The 20,335-nt window shown below is 38.8% G+C and carries 17 protein-coding genes and 2 pseudogenes; 15 read left to right on the top strand and 4 right to left on the bottom strand.

The features are described 5' to 3' along the window. The first annotated feature begins 109 nt into the window (after window positions 1–109). A complete protein-coding gene (gene rnc, locus DSY56_RS02715) occupies window positions 110–808 on the top strand; it encodes a ribonuclease III (protein ID WP_000661487.1) in 699 nt (232 codons plus the stop codon). Continuing rightward, entirely contained in the window at window positions 799–4,338 is a 3,540-nt protein-coding gene (gene smc / locus DSY56_RS02710; RefSeq protein ID WP_112443761.1) for a chromosome segregation protein SMC, read from the top strand. Before rnc ends, smc begins: the two co-directional genes overlap by 10 nt. A 193-nt stretch (window positions 4,339–4,531) precedes the next feature. Here smc and DSY56_RS02705 read toward each other — a convergent pair whose 3' ends face one another. Then, a complete protein-coding gene (locus DSY56_RS02705) occupies window positions 4,532–5,383 on the bottom strand; it encodes a helix-turn-helix domain-containing protein (protein ID WP_112443760.1) in 852 nt (283 codons plus the stop codon). A 204-nt stretch (window positions 5,384–5,587) separates the two neighbouring features. Between DSY56_RS02705 and DSY56_RS02700 the strand changes: the two genes are divergently transcribed. The 11 genes and pseudogenes from DSY56_RS02700 to ftsY all read left to right on the top strand — a co-directional run bounded on the left by DSY56_RS02700 (window position 5,588) and on the right by ftsY (window position 12,553). Continuing rightward, window positions 5,588–6,292 carry an ATP-binding cassette domain-containing protein gene (locus DSY56_RS02700; protein WP_049511725.1) on the top strand — a complete coding sequence of 235 codons (705 nt, stop codon included), beginning with the start codon at window positions 5,588–5,590 and terminating at the stop codon, window positions 6,290–6,292. A gap of 3 nt (window positions 6,293–6,295) precedes the next feature. Beyond that, window positions 6,296–7,066 (top strand): hypothetical protein, encoded by a 771-nt coding sequence (locus DSY56_RS02695; protein WP_112443759.1) that lies wholly within the window; start codon window positions 6,296–6,298, stop codon window positions 7,064–7,066. Window positions 7,067–7,169: 103 nt separating this feature from the next. Continuing rightward, entirely contained in the window at window positions 7,170–7,343 is a 174-nt protein-coding gene (locus DSY56_RS02690; RefSeq protein WP_112443758.1) for a thiocillin family RiPP, read from the top strand. A gap of 37 nt (window positions 7,344–7,380) precedes the next feature. Further along, window positions 7,381–7,560, top strand: a complete 180-nt coding sequence (locus tag DSY56_RS02685) for a thiocillin family RiPP (RefSeq protein ID WP_112443757.1) — start codon at window positions 7,381–7,383, stop codon at window positions 7,558–7,560. A 35-nt stretch (window positions 7,561–7,595) separates the two neighbouring features. Then, window positions 7,596–7,799, top strand: a complete 204-nt coding sequence (locus tag DSY56_RS02680; protein ID WP_101514838.1) for a thiocillin family RiPP — start codon at window positions 7,596–7,598, stop codon at window positions 7,797–7,799. Between the two features lie 6 nt (window positions 7,800–7,805). Further along, complete coding sequence (locus tag DSY56_RS02675; protein ID WP_049511729.1) at window positions 7,806–7,985, top strand: hypothetical protein; 180 nt, start codon at window positions 7,806–7,808, stop codon at window positions 7,983–7,985. Between the two features lie 261 nt (window positions 7,986–8,246). After that, a pseudogene (locus DSY56_RS02665) lies at window positions 8,247–8,716 on the top strand (transposase); the annotation flags it as partial. Between the two features lie 96 nt (window positions 8,717–8,812). Next, window positions 8,813–9,376, top strand: a pseudogene (locus DSY56_RS12240) (IS66 family transposase); the annotation flags it as partial. A 274-nt stretch (window positions 9,377–9,650) separates the two neighbouring features. Next, window positions 9,651–10,442 carry a Cof-type HAD-IIB family hydrolase gene (locus DSY56_RS02645; RefSeq protein ID WP_112443756.1) on the top strand — a complete coding sequence of 264 codons (792 nt, stop codon included), beginning with the start codon at window positions 9,651–9,653 and terminating at the stop codon, window positions 10,440–10,442. After that, window positions 10,442–11,260, top strand: a complete 819-nt coding sequence (locus tag DSY56_RS02640) for a Cof-type HAD-IIB family hydrolase (RefSeq protein WP_000763444.1) — start codon at window positions 10,442–10,444, stop codon at window positions 11,258–11,260. The genes DSY56_RS02645 and DSY56_RS02640 overlap by 1 nt, the downstream gene beginning before the upstream one ends. A gap of 3 nt (window positions 11,261–11,263) precedes the next feature. Then, complete coding sequence (ftsY, locus tag DSY56_RS02635) at window positions 11,264–12,553, top strand: signal recognition particle-docking protein FtsY (RefSeq protein WP_112443755.1); 1,290 nt, start codon at window positions 11,264–11,266, stop codon at window positions 12,551–12,553. Window positions 12,554–12,598: 45 nt separating this feature from the next. Here ftsY and zwf read toward each other — a convergent pair whose 3' ends face one another. The 3 genes from zwf to DSY56_RS02620 form a co-directional block, all read right to left on the bottom strand. Then, the gene (zwf, locus tag DSY56_RS02630; RefSeq protein ID WP_112443754.1) at window positions 12,599–14,086 is read right to left on the bottom strand and encodes a glucose-6-phosphate dehydrogenase; all 1,488 of its coding nucleotides are present in this window, start codon (window positions 14,084–14,086) and stop codon (window positions 12,599–12,601) included. 150 nt (window positions 14,087–14,236) lie between these two features. Further along, entirely contained in the window at window positions 14,237–14,977 is a 741-nt protein-coding gene (locus DSY56_RS02625; RefSeq protein WP_023936216.1) for an amino acid ABC transporter ATP-binding protein, read from the bottom strand. Then, window positions 14,977–17,142: an ABC transporter substrate-binding protein/permease gene (locus DSY56_RS02620; RefSeq protein WP_112443753.1), complete on the bottom strand. Its 2,166-nt coding sequence runs from the start codon at window positions 17,140–17,142 to the stop codon at window positions 14,977–14,979. Before DSY56_RS02620 ends, DSY56_RS02625 begins: the two co-directional genes overlap by 1 nt. A 171-nt stretch (window positions 17,143–17,313) precedes the next feature. Here DSY56_RS02620 and DSY56_RS02615 point away from each other — a divergent pair, with 171 nt between their 5' ends. Together DSY56_RS02615 and uvrB are read left to right on the top strand one after the other, a co-directional pair. Beyond that, window positions 17,314–18,267 (top strand): CPBP family intramembrane glutamic endopeptidase, encoded by a 954-nt coding sequence (locus DSY56_RS02615; RefSeq protein ID WP_112443752.1) that lies wholly within the window; start codon window positions 17,314–17,316, stop codon window positions 18,265–18,267. 76 nt (window positions 18,268–18,343) lie between these two features. Further along, window positions 18,344–20,332, top strand: coding sequence for an excinuclease ABC subunit UvrB (uvrB, locus tag DSY56_RS02610; RefSeq protein ID WP_112443751.1), 1,989 nt, complete (start codon window positions 18,344–18,346; stop codon window positions 20,330–20,332). Window positions 20,333–20,335 lie beyond the last annotated feature (3 nt).

The raw sequence follows: 20,335 nt of genomic DNA, 5'->3' as shown, positions 1-20,335 counted from the left end.
GTAGTCGATAAGTTCCCTTGGGTCACTTGTTTTCTCCCGTTTTAGAGTGACTCAGGAGGCTTTTTTTGATATAATAAAAAGGACTGTTATCAGTTAGAAAGAGGTTGGTATGAAAGAATTACAAACTGTACTAAAGAACCATTTTGCAATCGAATTTGCAGACAAAAATTTACTGGAGACTGCCTTTACTCATACGAGTTATGCCAATGAGCACCGCCTCTTAAAAATTTCACACAATGAACGCTTGGAATTTTTAGGAGACGCTGTTCTACAGTTATTGATTTCAGAATATTTGTATAAAAAATATCCTAAAAAGCCTGAGGGGGATTTGTCCAAACTTCGTGCTATGATTGTCCGCGAGGAAAGTTTGGCTGGTTTTGCGCGTGATTGCCAGTTTGATCAGTTTATCAAACTTGGTAAAGGGGAAGAAAAGTCTGGTGGACGCAATCGTGACACCATTCTTGGTGATGCCTTCGAAGCCTTTCTTGGTGCTCTCCTTTTGGACAAGGATGTGGCCAAGGTCAAGGAATTTATCTACCAAGTCATGATTCCTAAGGTTGAAGCAGGCGAATTTGAGATGATTACAGATTACAAAACCCATCTCCAAGAGTTACTTCAGGTCAATGGCGATGTGGCTATTCGTTATCAGGTGATTTCTGAAACGGGTCCTGCCCACGATAAGGTCTTTGATGTAGAAGTTCTGGTTGAAGGTAAGAGTATTGGTCAAGGTCAAGGTCGTTCTAAGAAACTAGCAGAGCAGGAAGCTGCCAAAAATGCCGTTGAGAAAGGGCTGGATTCATGTATTTAAAGGAAATTGAAATTCAGGGATTCAAGTCTTTTGCTGACAAGACCAAGGTCGTTTTTGACCAAGGTGTGACGGCAGTCGTTGGACCCAATGGATCTGGAAAGTCCAATATTACAGAAAGTCTGCGTTGGGCCTTGGGGGAGTCAAGTGTTAAGAGCCTCCGTGGGGGCAAGATGCCGGATGTCATCTTTGCTGGAACAGAAAGTCGCAAACCGCTCAATTATGCTTCTGTAGTTGTGACTCTGGATAATCATGACGGATTTATCAAGGATGCAGGTCAAGAAATCAGGGTAGAACGCCATATCTACCGTAGCGGAGATAGCGAATACAAGATTGACGGCAAGAAAGTCCGTCTGCGTGATATTCATGACCTCTTTTTGGATACAGGTTTGGGACGAGACTCCTTCTCCATTATTTCCCAAGGGAAGGTTGAGGAGATTTTCAACTCCAAGCCTGAGGAACGCCGAGCTATTTTTGAAGAAGCTGCTGGAGTTTTAAAATACAAGACTCGCAGAAAAGAAACTGAGAGCAAACTGCAGCAAACTCAGGATAATCTAGACCGCTTAGAGGATATTATTTACGAGTTGGATAATCAAATCAAGCCTCTTGAGAAGCAAGCTGAGAATGCCCGTAAGTTTTTAGACTTGGAAGGTCAACGCAAGGCTATTTATTTAGACGTGCTGGTTGCTCAAATCAAGGAAAATAAGGCTGAATTAGAGTTGACAGAAGAAGAGTTGGCTCAGGTTCAGGAACTCTTGACGAGCTATTACCAAAAGAGAGAAAAATTAGAAGAAGAAAATCAAACTCTTAAAAAGCAACGCCAAGATTTACAGGCTGAAATGGCCAAAGACCAAGGCAGTTTGATGGATTTGACCAGTCTGATTAGTGATTTAGAGAGAAAATTAGCCTTATCGAAACTGGAATCTGAGCAAGTAGCCCTGAATCAACAGGAAGCACAAGCCCGTTTGGCTGCTTTGGAGGAGAAGCAAAGTTCACTCAGCAAAGAAAAATCTGATAAAGAAAGTTCTTTAGCTCTCTTAGAAGAAAATCTAGTCCAAAATAATCAAAAACTTAATCGTTTAGAAGCTGAATTGCTAGCTTTTTCAGATGATCCTGATCAGATGATTGAGCTTTTGCGTGAACGCTTTGTGGCCCTTCTACAAGAAGAAGCGGATGTCTCAAATCAACTGACCCGCATCGAGAATGAGTTGGAAAATAGCCGTCAGCTTTCTCAAAAGCAAGCAGATCAACTAGAAAAGCTGAAAGAACAACTGGCTACAGCTAGAGAGAAGGCTAGGCAGCAAAATGCTGAGCTTGAAACAGCCAAGGAGCAAGTTCAGAAATTATTGGCAGATTACCAGGTCTGTGCCAAGGAGCAAGAGGAGCAGAAAGCTTCCTATCAAGTTCAACAAAGTCAACTCTTTGACCGTCTGGATAATCTCAAAAACAAGCAGGCGAGAGCTCAGAGTTTGGAAAATATCCTGAGAAATCATAGTAACTTTTATGCAGGTGTTAAGAGTGTTCTCCAAGAAAAAGCCAGCCTTGGTGGGATTATTGGTGCTGTTAGTGAGCACCTGACCTTTGATGTGCATTATCAAACTGCCCTAGAGATTGCGCTTGGAGCCAGCAGTCAGCATATCATCGTAGAAGATGAAAACGCGGCGACCAAGGCCATTGATTTCCTAAAACGTAATAGAGCTGGTCGCGCGACCTTCCTTCCTTTGACCACTATTAAGGCTCGTACGATTTCTAGTCAGAATCAAGATGCTATCGCAGCAAGTCCAGGCTTCCTTGGCATGGCAGATGAGTTAGTGTCGTTTGATAAGAGACTAGAAGCCATTTTCAAGAACTTGCTAGCCACGACAGCGATTTTTGATACCGTGGAACACGCGCGTGTAGCAGCTCGCCAGGTTCGTTATCAGGTTCGTATGGTGACTGTGGACGGCACAGAGTTGCGCACAGGTGGTTCCTATGCAGGTGGAGCTAATCGCCAGAACAACAGTATTTTTATCAAGCCAGAACTGGAGCAATTACAAAAAGAAATTGCTGAAGAAGAAGCAAGCTTGCGTTCAGAAGAGGCGACTTTGAAGACCTTGCAAGATGAGATGACTAGATTGACAGAAAGATTAGAAGCAATCAAATCTCTAGGAGAGCAGGCTCGTATTCAGGAGCAGGGCTTATCCCTCTCTTATCAGCAAACCAGTCAGCAAGTTGAAGAGTTAGAAACTCTTTGGAAACTTCAAGAAGAGGAATTAGATCGTCTTTCTGACGGAGATTGGCAAGCGGATAAGGAAAAATGTCAAGAGCGCCTTGCTACAATCGCAAGTGACAAGCAAAATATGGAAGCTGAGATTGAAGAGATTAAGTCTAACAAAAATGCCATTCAAGAACGCTATCAAAACTTGCAGGAAGAGCTAGCGCAAGCTCGCCTGCTTAAGACAGAACTGCAAGGACAAAAACGTTACGAAGTTGCAGATATTGAACGTTTAGGCAAGGAATTGGACAATTTAGATATCGAGCAAGAGGAAATCCAGCGCCTTCTTCAAGAAAAGGTTGACAATCTTGAGAAGGTTGATACAGAATTGCTCAGTCAGCAGGCCGAAGAAGCTAAAATTCAGAAAACAAATCTCCAACAAGGTTTGATTCGCAAGCAGTTTGAGTTGGATGATATAGAAGGGCAACTGGATGATATTGCTAGTCATTTGGACCAGGCTCGCCAACAGAATGAAGAGTGGATTCGCAAGCAAACACGTGCTGAAGCTAAGAAAGAAAAGGTCAGCGAGCGCTTACGCCATTTACAAAGCCAATTAACAGACCAGTATCAGATTAGCTATACTGAAGCACTAGAAAAGGCACATGAATTGGAAAATCTCAATCTGGCAGAGCAAGAGGTGCAGGATTTAGAGAAGGCTATTCGCTCACTGGGTCCTGTCAATATAGAAGCTATTGACCAGTACGAAGAAGTTCACAACCGTCTTGATTTCCTAAATAGCCAGCGTGATGACATTTTGTCGGCGAAAAACCTGCTTCTTGAGACTATTACTGTGATGAATGATGAGGTCAAGGAACGCTTTAAATCAACCTTTGAAGCTATTCGTGAGTCCTTTAAAGTGACCTTCAAACAGATGTTTGGCGGAGGTCAGGCAGACTTGATATTGACTGAGGGCGACCTTTTAACATCTGGAGTTGAGATTTCTGTTCAACCTCCAGGTAAGAAAATCCAGTCTCTTAACCTCATGAGTGGTGGTGAAAAAGCCTTATCGGCTCTAGCTTTGCTTTTCTCTATCATTCGAGTTAAGACTATCCCATTTGTCATCTTGGATGAGGTGGAAGCTGCGCTGGATGAAGCCAATGTAAAACGTTTTGGGGATTACCTCAATCGATTTGACAAGGACAGCCAGTTTATCGTCGTAACCCACCGTAAGGGAACCATGGCAGCGGCTGATTCTATCTATGGAGTGACCATGCAAGAATCAGGTGTCTCAAAAATTGTTTCGGTGAAGTTAAAAGATTTAGAAAGTATTGAAGGATGACAATTAAACTAGTAGCAACAGAAATCGGAATAAGTAAATTGATACAATAGCATATAAAGAAAGCCTTGAAATTTAGCTTATTTCAGGGCTTTTTAACTGTCTATTGCTATCAGGGTAAAATCATTAGAGATGTTGTGAGTTTATGGAGACACCCTTGATTTGTAAAATGTTAAATAGTAGAGAATCATTTCATCTATTCTTTGTTTACCAGTTTATCGAAATGGCTAGTATAGTGTAATTTTAACTTGTCTTCTCCTAAAATATCAAGCACTTGTATGGCCTGTTTCATTTTTTCAATTCCGCTATCTGAATGACGCTTAAATTCAAAGTAACCAGTTGCATAGAGAAAAACTGTCTGTTCATAAAAGTTTAATTCATTATCTAATAATGCTTTTATTTCGGTGATTAGATAAGTACAGTTTGAAAATTCTTCCTTATCTACGCTCAGAATTAGACAATTGATGGCCAATTGAGTGACAATTCGCTTATTTGTTTTATTCAATGAAGAGTAGATGTAATTGTTCAACATTTCCTTTGTTAATAGGAAGTAGGAGTTGTAGTTTATTGTTCGTACACAGTTACCTAATAAAGTGATTTCATAGTAACCCCATTTTTCAACTTTAAAGAGATAATCTGTCAATTGAAGTAATTCTTTATTTGATGGAATAATGCTGAAATCCATTGTATGTAGAATGGATTTTATCATTGTTTTCTCGAAAGAATTTAAAGTGTAATGTGATGAGTCAGAAAGTAGAGCAGCTATATTTTTGATGTTTTGTGATGAATATTGCTTACGAATATATTGAACCAAATTAGCGAATAATTCAGTATTAGTATAATCTTCATTATGTAAAACAAGAAACTCATCTAAAGTAATGTGTAATTTGTCTAAAATATTGATAAGTCGAATACAAGATATCTCTGATTCCCCACGTTCGAATCTAGATATTTGAGATTTTGAAAGATGTTCATCTGCTACAGAGCATAGACTAATTTGTTTTCCTTTACGAACTTTTCTAAGTGTGATGCCAAGTTTTGATTTCATAATTTCCCATTTTCCCAACAAAAATTAAATCCGTTTTTATTTATTGTACAATAAATAAAATCAGTTATCAATTTTAGCTACTCGAAAAGAAACTAGAGGAACAGTTTTTGCGGGAATTACACTTGTTGAATTTTATGGTCTGACTAAGAATTCTTTGAATACCCAAATGCCAGTTTTCGCGTTTGCAGTAGAATAGGAGATAAAATGGAAAAATTAGTTATATCTAATGTTATTAAAACATACAAAGACACAGTTGCTTTAAGGGATGTAAATCTAGAATTGGAAAAAGGTAAGAGGTATTTTTTACTTGGAAAAAACGGATCAGGAAAATCTACTTTAATTGATTGTATCGCAGGGCATATAAGCTATAAGGGCAGTATTACTTATAATAAAAAGGTTCAATTTTATAGAGAAATAGCTTATCAACCTCAGCATTTTAATATACTAGAAAATTTGAAAGTGTCAGAAGTAATCAATTTTTTTAAATCTTCGGTCTCGTCGTATCGGTTTGATCAGGAGCTCTATAATTTTCTTGAGATTGCTAATATTTTAAAGAAAAAGGTGAAATCTTTATCAGGTGGACAGCGTAAATCCCTATCAATATTCATTTCATTAGTAATGAATAAGAAAATTGTAATTTTGGATGAACCATTTTCAGAGTTGGATTTTGAAAAGAAAAAAGAACTCAATCAGTACTTATCCCAAAATTATCTTGATAAATTATTCATTGTTATCAGTCATGAATTAGAGGATATGCAGTTATTCACGAGTGATTTGATAATTTTAGATAATGGTAATGTCAAGTGTTGTGGAGACTATAATAATCTGTTCTCTAACTATAAAGTAAATACCATAGAAGATTTATATTTGGCAGTTACTGGGAAGACAATATATGAAAAGAGGATTTAAATATTGAAAAAAATATTACAGATGATTAAGTTTAGTTTTTTAGAAAATATGAGAAATTATGGAATCATTATCGGTTCAATTATTCCATCTACTATATTTTTAATTGTTGGTCTAGCAATTAAAAATATATTAAATAACACAGATATTATAAGTTTGTTACTCTATGGGCAATTTTTACCTATGAGTTTGATGCTACTCGTTTTATCATTCTCTTTCACTTTAAACATTAGTAGTTTTACAGAAAAAAGACAAACAAATTTTTTTAATTTTTTATCACATACTGATGTTAGTAATCTAGAATTTTATATTGGTACTTTTGTAGCTATGCTCTTGTTGTTTAATGTATTCCAATTACCTCTTTTACTTTTGTTCTTATCAATAGTGAAAAATATGTATACTCACATTATCCATCTTAGTATTGCTTCAAATATTATTTTTATAGTGATGTATCCATTAGGAATATTAATTTCCTTATTTATTAAGAGTATGTCTAAAGTTAATGCAATCATGACACCTGTAAATTTGATATTGATGTTTTCAATCTCAATGCCAACTTTATTCGCTAGTTTATTAGGAAAGGAAGTCACGATATTTTACACGTATCTTTTTTGGAATCCTCTGATAATTTTGAATGATTTTATTTTATTTGAAATGAATATAAGTGAAAAAATGTGGTTATCCAAAGAACTCTCTCTCTTTTTATTGTTTATCTTGTTTTTTGTATTCACTTTAGCGGTTTATTGTTTGGAAAAAAGAAGAATTCAGGAAATTTGAAAATATCCCCTATTAAAAATACGTGAATTGTAATTGAGAGCGGTGATAATCTTATGCAACAGTTAATGTATTTTTAAATTATAAAGAGAGGAGGAATAGAATAATGGAACATATTCTTGAAGAAATAAATCCATTTATTACTGAAGATTTTTTTTTGGAAGAACAGTTAGAAATGGATAATATGGCAGCTTCATTTGGCACTTTTAGCTTAGCAAGTTCAGGTTCTTGTCCAGCATCAACGGTTGCTTCACTTTCGTCAGCTTCTAGTTGTGGGTAATAATGACATCAGTAAAATATTTTAGAAAAGGATAAAAATGGAAAATATTATTGATATTGAATCAGTAAGTTCAACGGACCTTTTTGTAGAAGAACAGTTGGAAATGGATAATATGGCTGGAACATGGGGTTCTGCTTCAACATTTTCCTCTGCATCGACTTTTGGAGGTTGTGCAGCTACTGCTTCAAGCGGAGGCAGTGCATCGTCCTTCGGTTAGTTTGCATAATTTATCATAGAAGAAGGGTATTCAAAATGGAAAATATTTATAACACTACTATCTCTACTATTAATCCCAGTGTTATGGAAGATGTTTATATAGAAGAGCAATTTGATGAAGCGGAGCTAGCAGGTTTCACTTCTGCGGGTTCATTTGCGACTGGAGGTAGCTTTGCATGTGCTGGTAGTTGCGGTAGCTCTATATCATCTGCTTCCTCAGTATCTAGTGCAGGTGACTAATCTATTATGAAAAAAACATTTAGAACCCTAACGAGTGGGTTTGGAAATACAGATGATGTTATTCGACTAAGGCTTGACATAACTTCCTCTAAGGGGTTTATAAAAAAGGGGGTTGAAGTAAAAGCTATTGTTGATGATCAAACTGGAGAAGTTAGATTATTTGTGGATCCAGACATGCTTAGGTAGCAATAACTAAATAAATATCTCCCCCTGGTTTGGCTACTTGAAGGTATTACTTTGATTTTTCTAATTATTTAATAGATCTATTAAATAATTTTGTTATTAAACTGTAAATTCAACTTAAAATTGAATTTTGAAACTGGGCAAAAACTCAATTTCAGGAGAAAATGAAGTAAATCTTTCCACAATAAAACGTATAGCATCAAGGTTTTGAACTGCACCCCAAAAGTTAGACAGAAAAAATCTAACTTTTGAGGTGTTTTTATTATGAAATTAACTTATGATGATAAAGTTCAGATCTATGAACTTAGAAAACAAGGATATAGCATAGAGAAGCTTTCAAATAAATTTGGGATAAATAATTCTAATATTAGGTATATGATTAAATTGATTGATCGTTACGGAATAGAGTTCGTCAAAAAAGGAAAAAATCGTTACTATTCTCCTGATTTAAAACAAGAAATGATTAATAAAGTCTTACATGAAGGCTGGACTAAAGATAGAGTTTCTCTTGAATACAGGCTCCCAAGTCGTACGATACTTCTTAACTGGCTAGCACAATACAAGAAAAACGGGTATACTATTGTTGAGAAAACAAGAGGGAGAGTACCTAAAATGGGACGTAAGCCAAAAAAGAGACCTGAAGAGAGGACAGAATTAGAACGTCTTAAAGCAGAAAATGAGTACCTGAGAGCGGAGAATGCTATCCTAAAAAAGTTAAGAGAACTCCGATTGAATGTTTTCGAAATAACGGTGTACTATTTCAATATCAACATACTATGTTATAACATGTTTTTATAAGATAAGTAACTATAGAAGAAAAGTTTCTATAACAACCTCTTCCTCATCCGAATGAAACCTCTTATTGGGTCTTAAAAAGTGATAGCCAGCAGACCTATTATTAGACTTTTTTGTCAGGGAAAGATGAGCAACAAGGTATCACGCTTTACCATCATGATCAGCGACGGAGTGGTTTAGTAGTTCAGAAATCCCAGGGAGCTTATTCTGCCTATGCGATAGCAGTCCAAGGTTTAGGAGCAAAGCGATGCTAAGCTTGATAAACTGCGAGATGCTCGTCTGCTTATCGTCAACTGGAAGAAGCTGCACTTGTTGGTTGTTGGGCACATGTGAGAAAGGAGTTTTTTGAAGCGACGCCCAAGCAAGTGGGGAAATCATTGTTAGGTGCTAAAGGCTTAGCTTATTGATGGGATACATTGTCAACTGATGAACGACTACAGAAACGTCAAGAAAAGCTCCAACACTTAATGGAAGACTTCTTTGTTTGGTGCCGGCTCCAGTCAGTTTTACAGGGTTCAGAACTAGGGAAGACTATTGAATACAGGCTCAATTATGAAGAAACCTTTAAGACAATTTTGAAAGACGAGCATCTCGTCCTTGTTATTGGACGATAAACAAGTGGAACTTACTCTGACTTGGAATTCCACTTGTTTTTCGATTTTTATCAGATTAATTTCAACTTTTATTGGCATTGGAAGTTAGTTTGGGAATTTAGAAAAAATCCAGATATACCAAAGGGGTAAGCGATATTGGATAAAAATTAAGTGATAAAGTCGGGAGTTTATCAAGCGTCTAATCTCAAATGTATTAGGCGCTATTTGCTTTTTCTATGGTATAATAGAAGGTGGATTTATTAAGGAGTATGAAGAATTTATGATTAAACTAGTAGCAACAGATATGGACGGAACCTTCCTAGATGGGAATGGTTGCTTTGATATGGATCGCCTCAAGTCTCTCTTGGCTTCCTACAAGGAAAAAGGGATTTACTTTGCGGTGGCTTCGGGGCGCGGATTTCTATCCTTAGAAAAATTATTTGCTGATGTTCGTGATGACATTATTTTCATTGCGGAAAATGGAAGTTTAGTCGAATATCAAGGTCAGGACTTGTATGAAGCGACAATGTCTCGTGAGTTTTATCTGTCAACTTTTGAAAAGCTGAAAACTTCACCTTATGTAGATATCAATAAACTGCTTTTAACAGGGAAAAAAGGCTCTTATGTGCTAGATACAGTTGATGAGACCTATTTGAAAGAGAGCCAGCACTATAATGAAAATATCCAAAAAGTAGCGAGTTTGGAAGATATCACAGATGACATTTTCAAATTTACAACCAACTTCACAGAAGAAACGCTAGAAGCTGGGGAAGCTTGGGTTAATGAACATGTCCCTGGTGTTAAGGCCATGACAACTGGCTTTGAATCTATTGATATTGTTCTGGACTATGTCGATAAGGGTGTGGCCATTGTTGAATTAGCTAAAAAACTTGGTATTACAATGGATCAGGTTATGGCTTTTGGAGACAATCTAAATGATTTGCATATGATGCAGGTTGTGGGACATCCTGTAGCTCCTGAAAATGCACGACCAGAAATTTTAGAATTAGCAGAGACTGTGATTGGTCACCATAAGGACCAGTCGGTTATAGCTTATATGGAGGGCTTATAATGGCAGATATAAAATTGATTGCATTGGACTTGGATGGAACCTTGCTGACTACTGATAAAAGGTTGACGGATCGCACCAAGGCAACTTTGAAAGCTGCGCGTGATCGTGGTATCAAGGTCGTATTGACAACTGGTCGTCCCCTAAAAGCTATGGATTTCTTTCTCCATGAGCTAGGGACTGACGGTCAGGAAGATGAGTATACGATTACTTTTAATGGTGGTTTGGTTCAGAAAAATACAGGTGAAATCCTTGATAAAACAGTCTTTTCATATGATGATGTAGCACGCTTGTATGAAGAAACAGAGAAATTATCACTGCCTCTTGATGCCATCTCAGAAGGAACTGTTTATCAAATCCAATCGGACCAAGAAAGTCTTTATGCCAAATTTAATCCAGCATTGACCTTTGTTCCAGTTGACTTTGAAGACTTGTCTAGCCAAATGACTTACAATAAATGCGTGACTGCCTTTGCTCAAGAACCCTTAGATGCAGCCATTCAGAAGATTTCTCCAGAATTGTTTGACCAATATGAAATCTTTAAATCACGTGAAATGTTGCTAGAGTGGTCACCAAAGAATGTTCATAAGGCAACAGGTTTGGCAAAACTAATCAGCCATCTTGGAATCGACCAAAGCCAAGTCATGGCTTGTGGTGACGAGGCCAATGACCTTTCTATGATTGAATGGGCAGGGCTCGGTGTTGCCATGCAAAATGCTGTTCCTGAAGTCAAGGCAGTCGCAAATGTAGTGACACCAATGACTAATGATGAAGAGGCTGTCGCCTGGGCTATCGAAGAATATGTGCTAAAGGAGAACTAAGATATGGGATTATTTGACCGTCTATTCGGAAAAAAAGAAGAACCTAAAATCGAAGAAGTTGTAAAAGAAGCTCTAGAAAATCTTGATTTGTCTGAAGATACTGAGACTGCCCTTACAGAAGCTGAGGAAGTTTCTCAAGAAGAAGCAGAAGTTGAAATTGTTGAACAAGCTGTGCTCCAAGAAGAGGAAAATCAAGAGACAGTTGAAGAGAGTCAGGATTCAGAGTCAGTTGTAGAAGTTTCTCAAGAAGAAGTCGAAGAATTGCCAAACTCAGAAGAAGTCTCAGAGGAAGAGAATCCTGAATACGAAGAAGCTGTAGAAGAAAATAATTCTGAAGTTCTTGAACCAGAAACTACTCAAGAAGAAGAAACTGTTCAGGAAAAATATGACCGCAGTCTCAAGAAAACTCGCACAGGCTTCGGTGCCCGCTTGAACGCCTTCTTTGCAAATTTCCGCTCTGTTGACGAAGAATTTTTCGAGGAACTGGAAGAACTGCTGATCATGAGTGACGTTGGTGTCCAGGTGGCTTCTAATTTAACTGAGGAACTACGCTACGAAGCCAAGCTTGAAAATGCCAAGAAACCTGATGCACTTCGTCGTGTCATCATTGAGAAATTGGTTGAGCTTTATGAAAAGGATGGAAACTATGATGAAAGTATCCACTTCCAAGATGGCTTGACAGTCATGCTCTTCGTCGGTGTGAATGGTGTTGGGAAAACAACTTCTATTGGGAAACTAGCTAACCGCTATAAACAAGCTGGTAAAAAGGTCATGCTGGTTGCGGCAGATACCTTCCGTGCAGGAGCAGTAGCCCAGCTTGCTGAATGGGGCCGTCGTGTTGACGTTCCAGTTGTGACTGGACCTGAAAAAGCTGACCCAGCCAGTGTGGTCTTTGATGGTATGGAACGTGCCGTGGCTGAAGGTATCGATATTCTCATGATTGATACTGCTGGTCGTTTGCAAAATAAGGACAACCTTATGGCTGAGTTGGAGAAGATTGGACGCATCATCAAGCGTGTTGTACCAGAAGCACCGCATGAAACCTTCTTAGCATTAGATGCTTCAACTGGTCAAAATGCCCTGGTACAGGCCAAAGAATTTTCAAAAATTACCCCTTTGACAGGAATTGTCTTGACTAAGATTGATGGAACTGCTCGAGGTGGTGTTGTTCTAGCCATCCGTGAAGAACTCAATATTCCTGTAAAATTGATTGGTTTTGGTGAAAAAATCGATGATATTGGAGAATTTAACTCAGAAAACTTTATGAAGGGTCTCTTGGAAGGTTTAATCTAATCAGAAGCAAAAATCCTGCAAGGTACAAACTTGCAGGAAATTTTTTTATTCTAAACGACCATCTTGACGATAGGCGATATCTGGCTGCCAAGTCCATTTGGCACCGAATTTTTCAAGTAAGTCAAAGCTGGCTTGAGGTCCCATGCTTCCAGCTTTATAGTCATGAAGTGGGGCACTATTTTCAGCCCAAAGCTCTTCGATACGGTCAATCAATTTCCATGACGCACCAACTTCATCCCAGTGGCTAAAGTTAGTTGAGTTGTTATTTAGAACATCATAAATCAATTTTTCGTATGGTTCTGGAGAAGCACCAGTTGCGGTTGCATCTGTACGGTAATCAAGTGAGTTAGGAGCCAAGTTAAATTCTTCTCCTACCTGCTTCCCATTTAGACTGAGAGAGAAACCTTCTGTTGGTTGGATATAGATGGTCAAAATGTTTGGAGCAAGTGGCTCACCAAAGATAGAGTCCATTTGTTTAAAGACGATGTTGACATGAGTTCCTTTTTCAGTCAGACGTTTACCAGTACGGAAGAAGAAAGGAACACCACGGAATCGATCGCTGTCTACAAAGAAGGCACCAGATGCAAAGGTTTCAGTTGTTGATTCTGGATTTACATTTGGCTCGCTACGATAAGAGATATATTTCATGCCATCAATCTTACCAGAGCGGTATTGACCACGGATAAAGTGTTCTTTAAGTTCTTCATCAGTTGGATGATAGAGGTTTTTAAAGACCTTAATCTTTTCAGCACGAATCTCATCTTTTGTGAAGCTTGCTGGCTTGTCCATAGCAAGGAGAGAAAGAAGTTGTAGTGTATGGTTTTGGACCATGTCGCGGAGGGCACCAGATTGGTCATAGTAGCCACCACGTTCTTCTACACCCAAGCGCTCTGCAAAGGTAATTTGAACATTGTCGATAAAGTCCTTGTTCCAAACATTTTCAAAAATCAGGTTGGCAAAGCGAACTGCAAAGATGCTTTGGATCATTTCCTTACCAAGATAATGGTCAATACGGAAAATTTGTTCTTCGTCAAATGTTGCTAGGAGTTCGTCATTCAACTTGCTTGCAGTTGCGTAATCTGTACCAAATGGCTTCTCAACGATTAAACGCTCAAAACCTTTACCATCCACAATGTTTTCAGACTTGAGGTGTTTTGCTATAGTTCCAAAGAACTGAGGCGCCATAGACAAGAAGAAGAGCTTGTTGTGTTCAGCTTGGTACTTGTCATTTAATTCAGCCTGCAATTGACGTAGAGCAATATAGTGTTCTGTATCATTGACATCATGACTTTGATAGTAGAAGTGACTAGCGAACTCCTGAGCCTGTTCGGTACTATCTGCCAAATCAAGGATAGATTCAACTACTACAGATTCAAAATATTCCTTGCTCCAAGGACGACGGGCAGTTCCAATGACGGCAAAGTGCTTGGAAAGATTGCCGGATTTATATAGTCTAAAAAGGGAAGGGTAGAGCTTGCGTTTAGCCAGGTCTCCACTCGCACCGAAAATTGTAACAATAACCTTAGATGACATCTAGCTACCTAATTTCTATTTTTATTCCTAGTCTTGCTAGGTATGAGGAAACCTCATTTCATAAACTTAATTCTAACATAATTTTCCGAAAAATCAAAAATTCCAATACGAGATAGAAAAAAACTGCAAGGAAATCCTTACAGTTTGCGTTTAGACGTTTAAGACCTTGTCCAAGAAATCTTTCAGACGAGGGTGCTGAGGGTTATCAAAGATTTGGTCAGGTGTCCCATCTTCTAGGAACTCACCATCTGCAGTAAAGATAACGCGGTTGGCAACCTGACGGGCAAATCCCATCTCGTGGGTTACAATGATCATGGTCATGCCTTGTTCAGCCAATTCCTTCATAACGTTCAGTACGTCTCCGACCATCTCAGGGTCAAGGGCAGAAGTTGGTTCATCAAAGAGCATGATGTCTGGATTCATTGCAAGTCCACGAGCGATGGCCACACGTTGTTTTTGACCACCTGACAGGCTATCTGGACAGGCCTTAGCCTTATCTGCTAGCCCAACCTTGTCAAGCAACTCCATTCCCAATTTTTCAGCTTCTTCCTTAGTCATCAACTTGTGCTCAATAGGAGCAAAGGTGATGTTGTCCAATACAGACATGTGTGGGAAGAGATTGAAGTGTTGGAACACCATTCCGATATTTTCACGGACGTGGTCAACATTAGTTGTTTTTTCAGTTAAGTCATAACCGTTCACAGTGATGTGACCGCTCGTAACTTCTTCCAAAAGATTGAGGCTACGAAGGAAAGTTGACTTACCAGAACCCGAAGGACCGATGATACAAACAACATCTCCTTCATAGAACTTGGTCGTAATTCCTTTTAAAACTTCATTTTTTCCGTAGCTTTTGTGTAAATCATTTACATCAATTTTTAATTTTGCCATTAACGAATCCTCTTTTCTAAGCGTTTCGCTAGTTTAGTCAAAAGCGTGATAATTACAAGATAGAAGATAGCAAGGATTGCATACATCTTGAAACTTTGGTAGTTACGGGCAATGATAATCTTACCAGTTTGGAAGAGTTCCACCAAACCGATAGCAGATACGATGGTTGTATCTTTAAGAGCGATAACGAATTGGTTAACAAAGTTTGGCAACATCAATTTAGTTGCTTGTGGCAAGATAATCTTACGCATGGTTTTTCCATAAGAGATACCCAAGCTTCGACTGGCTTCCATTTGGCCAACTGGAACGGCCTGAATACCACCACGAACGATTTCAGCGATATAAGCGGCTGCATTGAGTGAGAGGGCAATGGTACCAGCTACAAAGTCGTTAATTGGGCTTTGTTGGCCTGTGATGGACTCGATGAAGTTTGGAATTCCCCAGAAGATGAAGGCTGCAAGAATCATCAATGGAATACCACGAATAACGTCAACGAAAATCTCAGAGATCACACGAAGAGATTTGTATGGGCTAACGCTAAACATACCAAAGATAATCCCGATGACAATGGCAATAGCAAACGAGATAAGAGCTAGAGCAAGAGTGATACCAAGACCGCTAAGGAGTTGTTTGTAGTTGTTTTGAAGCAAGCCCCAAATTGTTGTTTCATCAACAGTGCTTGTTGAAGCAGTCGAAGACTCACTAGCTAGGTATTTATCAAGAATCTTTTGGAATTCACCGTTTGCTTTAAGGTTAGCAAGTCCGTTATTGAACATTTCAATCAATTCTGGATTTGCTCCTTTTTTAACGGCAAAGGCTGTTTCACCGATTGGAGTTCCAGCGATTGGAGTTTTCAATTTTTGTCCTTGGCTGATAGAATATTTGAGAACAGGTTCATCATCCATAACGGCATCAATGGCACCAGTGTTTAAACTGTCATACATTGACGAACCATCAGCGAAGGTTTTGATTTTGTAGCCGTATTTGCTTTGATTTTCTGTTAGGAAGGTTTGAGAAGCAGTTCCGTTTTTAACACCAACTGTCTTTCCTTTCAAATCCTCATAAGAAGCAATGGTGCTTGATTCTTTGACACCAAGGATAGTATTGGCAGTGTAGTAGGATTCTGAGAAATCAAAAGTCGCCTTACGAGCATCTGTGACAGACATACCAGCAATGATACCATCTGCTTGACCAGCTTGAACAGCACTGATAGCGGCATCAAAACCAGGGTTGGTGATTTCAATTTCAAAACCTTGGTCTTTAGCGATGGCCTTAATCAATTCCATATCAATACCAGTGTATTGGTTGCTTGAATTTTGGAAAACAAAAGGTGCAAAAGAAGAATCGCTAGCAATGATATATTTAGCTTTAACAGGAATAGCTTTTAAGCCTGCTAGAGTAGATGTAGTTGGCACTGCTGAAGATGATGAAGCAGTCCATTTCTTGATGATTTTATCAAGACTACCATCTTTTTTCATTTCAGCTAAGGCTTGGTTAAATTCAGTGACTAGGTGCTCGTATTTACTTCCTTTTTTAACACCGAAAGCAAAACTACCTACAGCTTCCCCGTCCATTTCGATATGGAGGTCTTGGCCTTGGTTGATGGCATACTCGATAACAGGTTTATCATCCATCATGGCATCGATGGCACCAGCACTCAAGCTGTTGTTCATCAAATCACTAGTGTCAAATGTTTTAATAGTAAAGCCGTATTTATCTTTGATTGTTTCAAGAAAACGTTGAGCAGCAGTTCCGTTTTTAACACCAACGGTTTTGCCAGTTAATTGGTCATATTTACTAATCTTGTGTGCCTTTGTAGTTGCAATGACAACTTTTGTATCATAGTAAGTATCAGACATGGTGAAGACTTTTTCACGTTCTTTAGTCTTTGTCATCCCTGCCATGATAGCGTCAGCTTGACCAGCTTGAACCGCATTGACCGCTGCGTCAAATCCAGGATAAGACATCTGAATGTTCCATCCTTTAATCTCAGCGACTTTGTTAATAATGTCAACATCAATTCCTTTATAAGTTTGATCTGAATCTTTAAACTCAAAAGGTGCATAGGCAGTATCAGACACAATCTTAATCGTCTCTGCTTTCGCAATACCTAATGAGAAAATTGGGAATAAAATTAGCAAAAATGCTAGAAATTTTTTCTTCATTTTTAGTCTCCTTTTCCGAATATTTTCCCATTATATCAGAAAAAGTAAAAAAAGGCAAATTTTTATATTTCTGTGTCAGAAAATATAACATTATTTTTTCTTTTCTTTCTTGAATTGCTATTAAAAAGTGCTATAATAATAGTACATAATAGAAGAAAAGAGGACAGGAACATGAAGGAAAAAAGAATATTGAAAGACTTCCAAGCTTCAAAAATGAGTTTAAACATTTACACAAGCCCCTTGTTAGCTCTATTTTTCGTCTATGTATCTGAATTCATATCTTCTCTATTTTTTGGTCTTAGTTTTTTAGCATTGATCGGGCTATTTAGCAGTCTTGGTGTAGGTGGTCAAAGAATTGCAGATCTCCTTCAATCTATATTTCAAAGTATCTCTGATAAAACAAGTGATATTCATTTAATATTTGAATTACTGTCCTTTGGTTTTATCATCTTAACTGTGTTTAGATGGACTAGAAAAGTAGAGAAAAGACCTATTCGAACCTTGGGATTCTATAAAGAAAATTTTTTAAGTGCCTTATTTAAAGGATACGGTATTGGACTATCCCTCTTTATACTTGCTTTAGCTGGACTAGTAATGTTGGGACAGTATCATTTTGACTCTATTCACTTGGATACTTATTCGCTAGCTTTTACTTTATTTACAATACCTTTTTGGATTTTACAAGGAACGGCAGAAGAATTGGTTACTCGTGCTTGGTTGATTCCACAATTGGCTAAGAGAACCAATCTTAAAGTTGCTATTATCATATCTAGTAGTCTCTTTACCTTACTTCATTTAGGAAATTCAGGCATAACTTTCTTATCTGCAATTGATCTCTTTTTATTTGGGGTTGCCATGTCCCTTTATCTTCTTAAAACAGATACTATATGGGGTATAGGTGGTATTCATGGAGCTTGGAATTTCGCACAGGGCAACCTCTTTGGAGTATTAGTTAGTGGTCAGTCTTCAGGAACCTCAATCATGAAATTTACTCCACAAGGCAATCAAGACTGGCTATCTGGTGGATCTTTTGGTATTGAGGGTTCCATCATGTCCAGTATTATTTTGTTTCTGCTGATTGTCTATCTCGCCCATCAATTAAAGAAAGAAAATGAAAGGATGTGACTTCGGTCTGTCCTTTTCTTCGTGAAAATGATACAAGTATGCTAAAATAGGAATAGCACATGGAGAGAGGATTCTTATGATCAATCGTATTACAGATAATCAATTTAAACTAGTATCAAAATATCAACCCTCAGGAGACCAACCCCAAGCTATCGAGCAGTTGGTTGATAATATCGAGGGTGGAGAAAAAGCTCAGATTCTGATGGGGGCGACTGGAACAGGGAAGACCTATACCATGAGTCAGGTTATTTCCAAAGTCAATAAACCAACTCTGGTCATCGCCCACAATAAAACTCTAGCAGGACAGCTCTATGGGGAGTTTAAGGAATTTTTCCCTGAAAATGCAGTTGAGTACTTCGTATCCTACTATGACTATTACCAGCCAGAAGCCTATGTCCCTTCTAGCGATACCTATATTGAAAAGGACAGCTCTGTCAATGACGAGATTGACAAGCTCCGACACTCAGCGACTTCGGCTCTTTTGGAGCGTAATGATGTTATTGTCGTTGCCTCAGTCTCTTGTATCTATGGTTTGGGTTCGCCCAAGGAATACGCTGATAGTGTCGTGAGTCTCCGTCCAGGTCTTGAAATTTCTCGTGATAAACTCTTGAATGACTTGGTTGATATCCAGTTTGAACGTAATGATATTGATTTCCAACGGGGAAGATTTCGTGTGCGTGGGGATGTAGTGGAGATTTTCCCAGCCTCTCGTGATGAACACGCCTTTCGAGTAGAATTTTTTGGAGACGAAATTGACCGTATCCGTGAAGTTGAGGCTCTGACAGGTCAGGTCTTGGGAGAAGTGGATCATCTGGCGATTTTCCCAGCCACTCACTTTGTGACCAATGACGACCACATGGAAGTTGCCATTGCTAAGATTCAAGCAGAGTTGGAAGAGCAACTAGCTGTCTTTGAAAAGGAAGGCAAATTGCTTGAAGCCCAGCGCTTGAAACAACGGACAGAGTACGATATCGAAATGCTGCGTGAGATGGGCTACACCAACGGGGTTGAAAACTATTCACGCCACATGGATGGACGTAGTGAGGGTGAGCCTCCTTATACGCTCTTAGATTTCTTCCCAGATGATTTCTTAATCATGATTGATGAGAGCCACATGACCATGGGACAAATCAAAGGCATGTACAATGGAGACCGTTCTCGTAAGGAAATGCTGGTGAATTATGGTTTCCGCTTGCCATCAGCTTTGGACAATCGTCCTCTCCGTCGGGAGGAGTTTGAGAGTCACGTTCATCAGATTGTTTACGTTTCAGCGACACCTGGTGACTATGAAAATGAACAGACTGAGACAGTGATTGAGCAAATCATTCGACCAACAGGTCTTTTGGATCCTGAGGTGGAAGTTCGTCCGACTATGGGACAGATTGATGACCTCTTAGGTGAAATCAATGCCCGTGTTGAAAAGAACGAACGAACCTTTATCACAACTTTGACTAAGAAAATGGCAGAGGACTTGACCGACTACTTTAAGGAAATGGGCATCAAGGTCAAGTACATGCACTCAGATATTAAGACCTTGGAACGGACGGAGATTATCCGTGACCTGCGCTTGGGTGTCTTTGACGTCTTGGTCGGAATCAACCTGCTCCGTGAAGGAATTGACGTTCCTGAAGTGAGCCTCGTAGCGATTCTCGATGCTGATAAGGAAGGCTTCCTACGAAATGAGCGTGGCCTCATCCAGACTATTGGACGTGCTGCTCGTAATAGTGAGGGACATGTCATTATGTATGCGGACACGATTACCCAGTCTATGCAACGTGCCATCGATGAAACTTCTCGCCGTCGGAAAATTCAGATGGCTTATAATGAAGAGCATGGTATCGTACCACAGACAATCAAGAAAGAAATCCGTGACCTGATTGCTGTGACCAAGGCAGTTGCTAAGGAAGAAGACAAGGAAGTTGACATCAACAGCCTCAATAAACAAGAGCGCAAAGAACTCGTCAAGAAACTAGAAAAACAAATGCAAGAAGCAGTTGAAGTGCTTGACTTTGAACTAGCAGCTCAGATTCGTGATATGATGCTGGAAGTCAAGACGTTGGGGTAAGGG

This window comes from Streptococcus sp. 596553 (assembly GCF_900411395.1).
Lineage (GTDB): Bacteria > Bacillota > Bacilli > Lactobacillales > Streptococcaceae > Streptococcus > Streptococcus mitis_BA.
This window is presented reverse-complemented; position numbering and strand designations above follow the sequence as displayed.

What these genes read in the sequence shown, in the direction of transcription:
- rnc (WP_000661487.1), top strand. Translation starts at nt 110, where the DNA reads ATGAAAGAATTACAAACTGTACTAAAGAACCATTTTGCAATCGAATTT.
- smc (WP_112443761.1), top strand. Translation starts at nt 799, where the DNA reads ATGTATTTAAAGGAAATTGAAATTCAGGGATTCAAGTCTTTTGCTGAC.
- DSY56_RS02705 (WP_112443760.1), bottom strand. Translation starts at nt 5,383, where the DNA reads ATGAAATCAAAACTTGGCATCACACTTAGAAAAGTTCGTAAAGGAAAA.
- DSY56_RS02700 (WP_049511725.1), top strand. Translation starts at nt 5,588, where the DNA reads ATGGAAAAATTAGTTATATCTAATGTTATTAAAACATACAAAGACACA.
- DSY56_RS02690 (WP_112443758.1), top strand. Translation starts at nt 7,170, where the DNA reads ATGGAACATATTCTTGAAGAAATAAATCCATTTATTACTGAAGATTTT.
- DSY56_RS02685 (WP_112443757.1), top strand. Translation starts at nt 7,381, where the DNA reads ATGGAAAATATTATTGATATTGAATCAGTAAGTTCAACGGACCTTTTT.
- DSY56_RS02680 (WP_101514838.1), top strand. Translation starts at nt 7,596, where the DNA reads ATGGAAAATATTTATAACACTACTATCTCTACTATTAATCCCAGTGTT.
- DSY56_RS02675 (WP_049511729.1), top strand. Translation starts at nt 7,806, where the DNA reads ATGAAAAAAACATTTAGAACCCTAACGAGTGGGTTTGGAAATACAGAT.
- DSY56_RS02645 (WP_112443756.1), top strand. Translation starts at nt 9,651, where the DNA reads ATGATTAAACTAGTAGCAACAGATATGGACGGAACCTTCCTAGATGGG.
- DSY56_RS02640 (WP_000763444.1), top strand. Translation starts at nt 10,442, where the DNA reads ATGGCAGATATAAAATTGATTGCATTGGACTTGGATGGAACCTTGCTG.
- ftsY (WP_112443755.1), top strand. Translation starts at nt 11,264, where the DNA reads ATGGGATTATTTGACCGTCTATTCGGAAAAAAAGAAGAACCTAAAATC.
- zwf (WP_112443754.1), bottom strand. Translation starts at nt 14,086, where the DNA reads ATGTCATCTAAGGTTATTGTTACAATTTTCGGTGCGAGTGGAGACCTG.
- DSY56_RS02625 (WP_023936216.1), bottom strand. Translation starts at nt 14,977, where the DNA reads ATGGCAAAATTAAAAATTGATGTAAATGATTTACACAAAAGCTACGGA.
- DSY56_RS02620 (WP_112443753.1), bottom strand. Translation starts at nt 17,142, where the DNA reads ATGAAGAAAAAATTTCTAGCATTTTTGCTAATTTTATTCCCAATTTTC.
- DSY56_RS02615 (WP_112443752.1), top strand. Translation starts at nt 17,314, where the DNA reads ATGAAGGAAAAAAGAATATTGAAAGACTTCCAAGCTTCAAAAATGAGT.
- uvrB (WP_112443751.1), top strand. Translation starts at nt 18,344, where the DNA reads ATGATCAATCGTATTACAGATAATCAATTTAAACTAGTATCAAAATAT.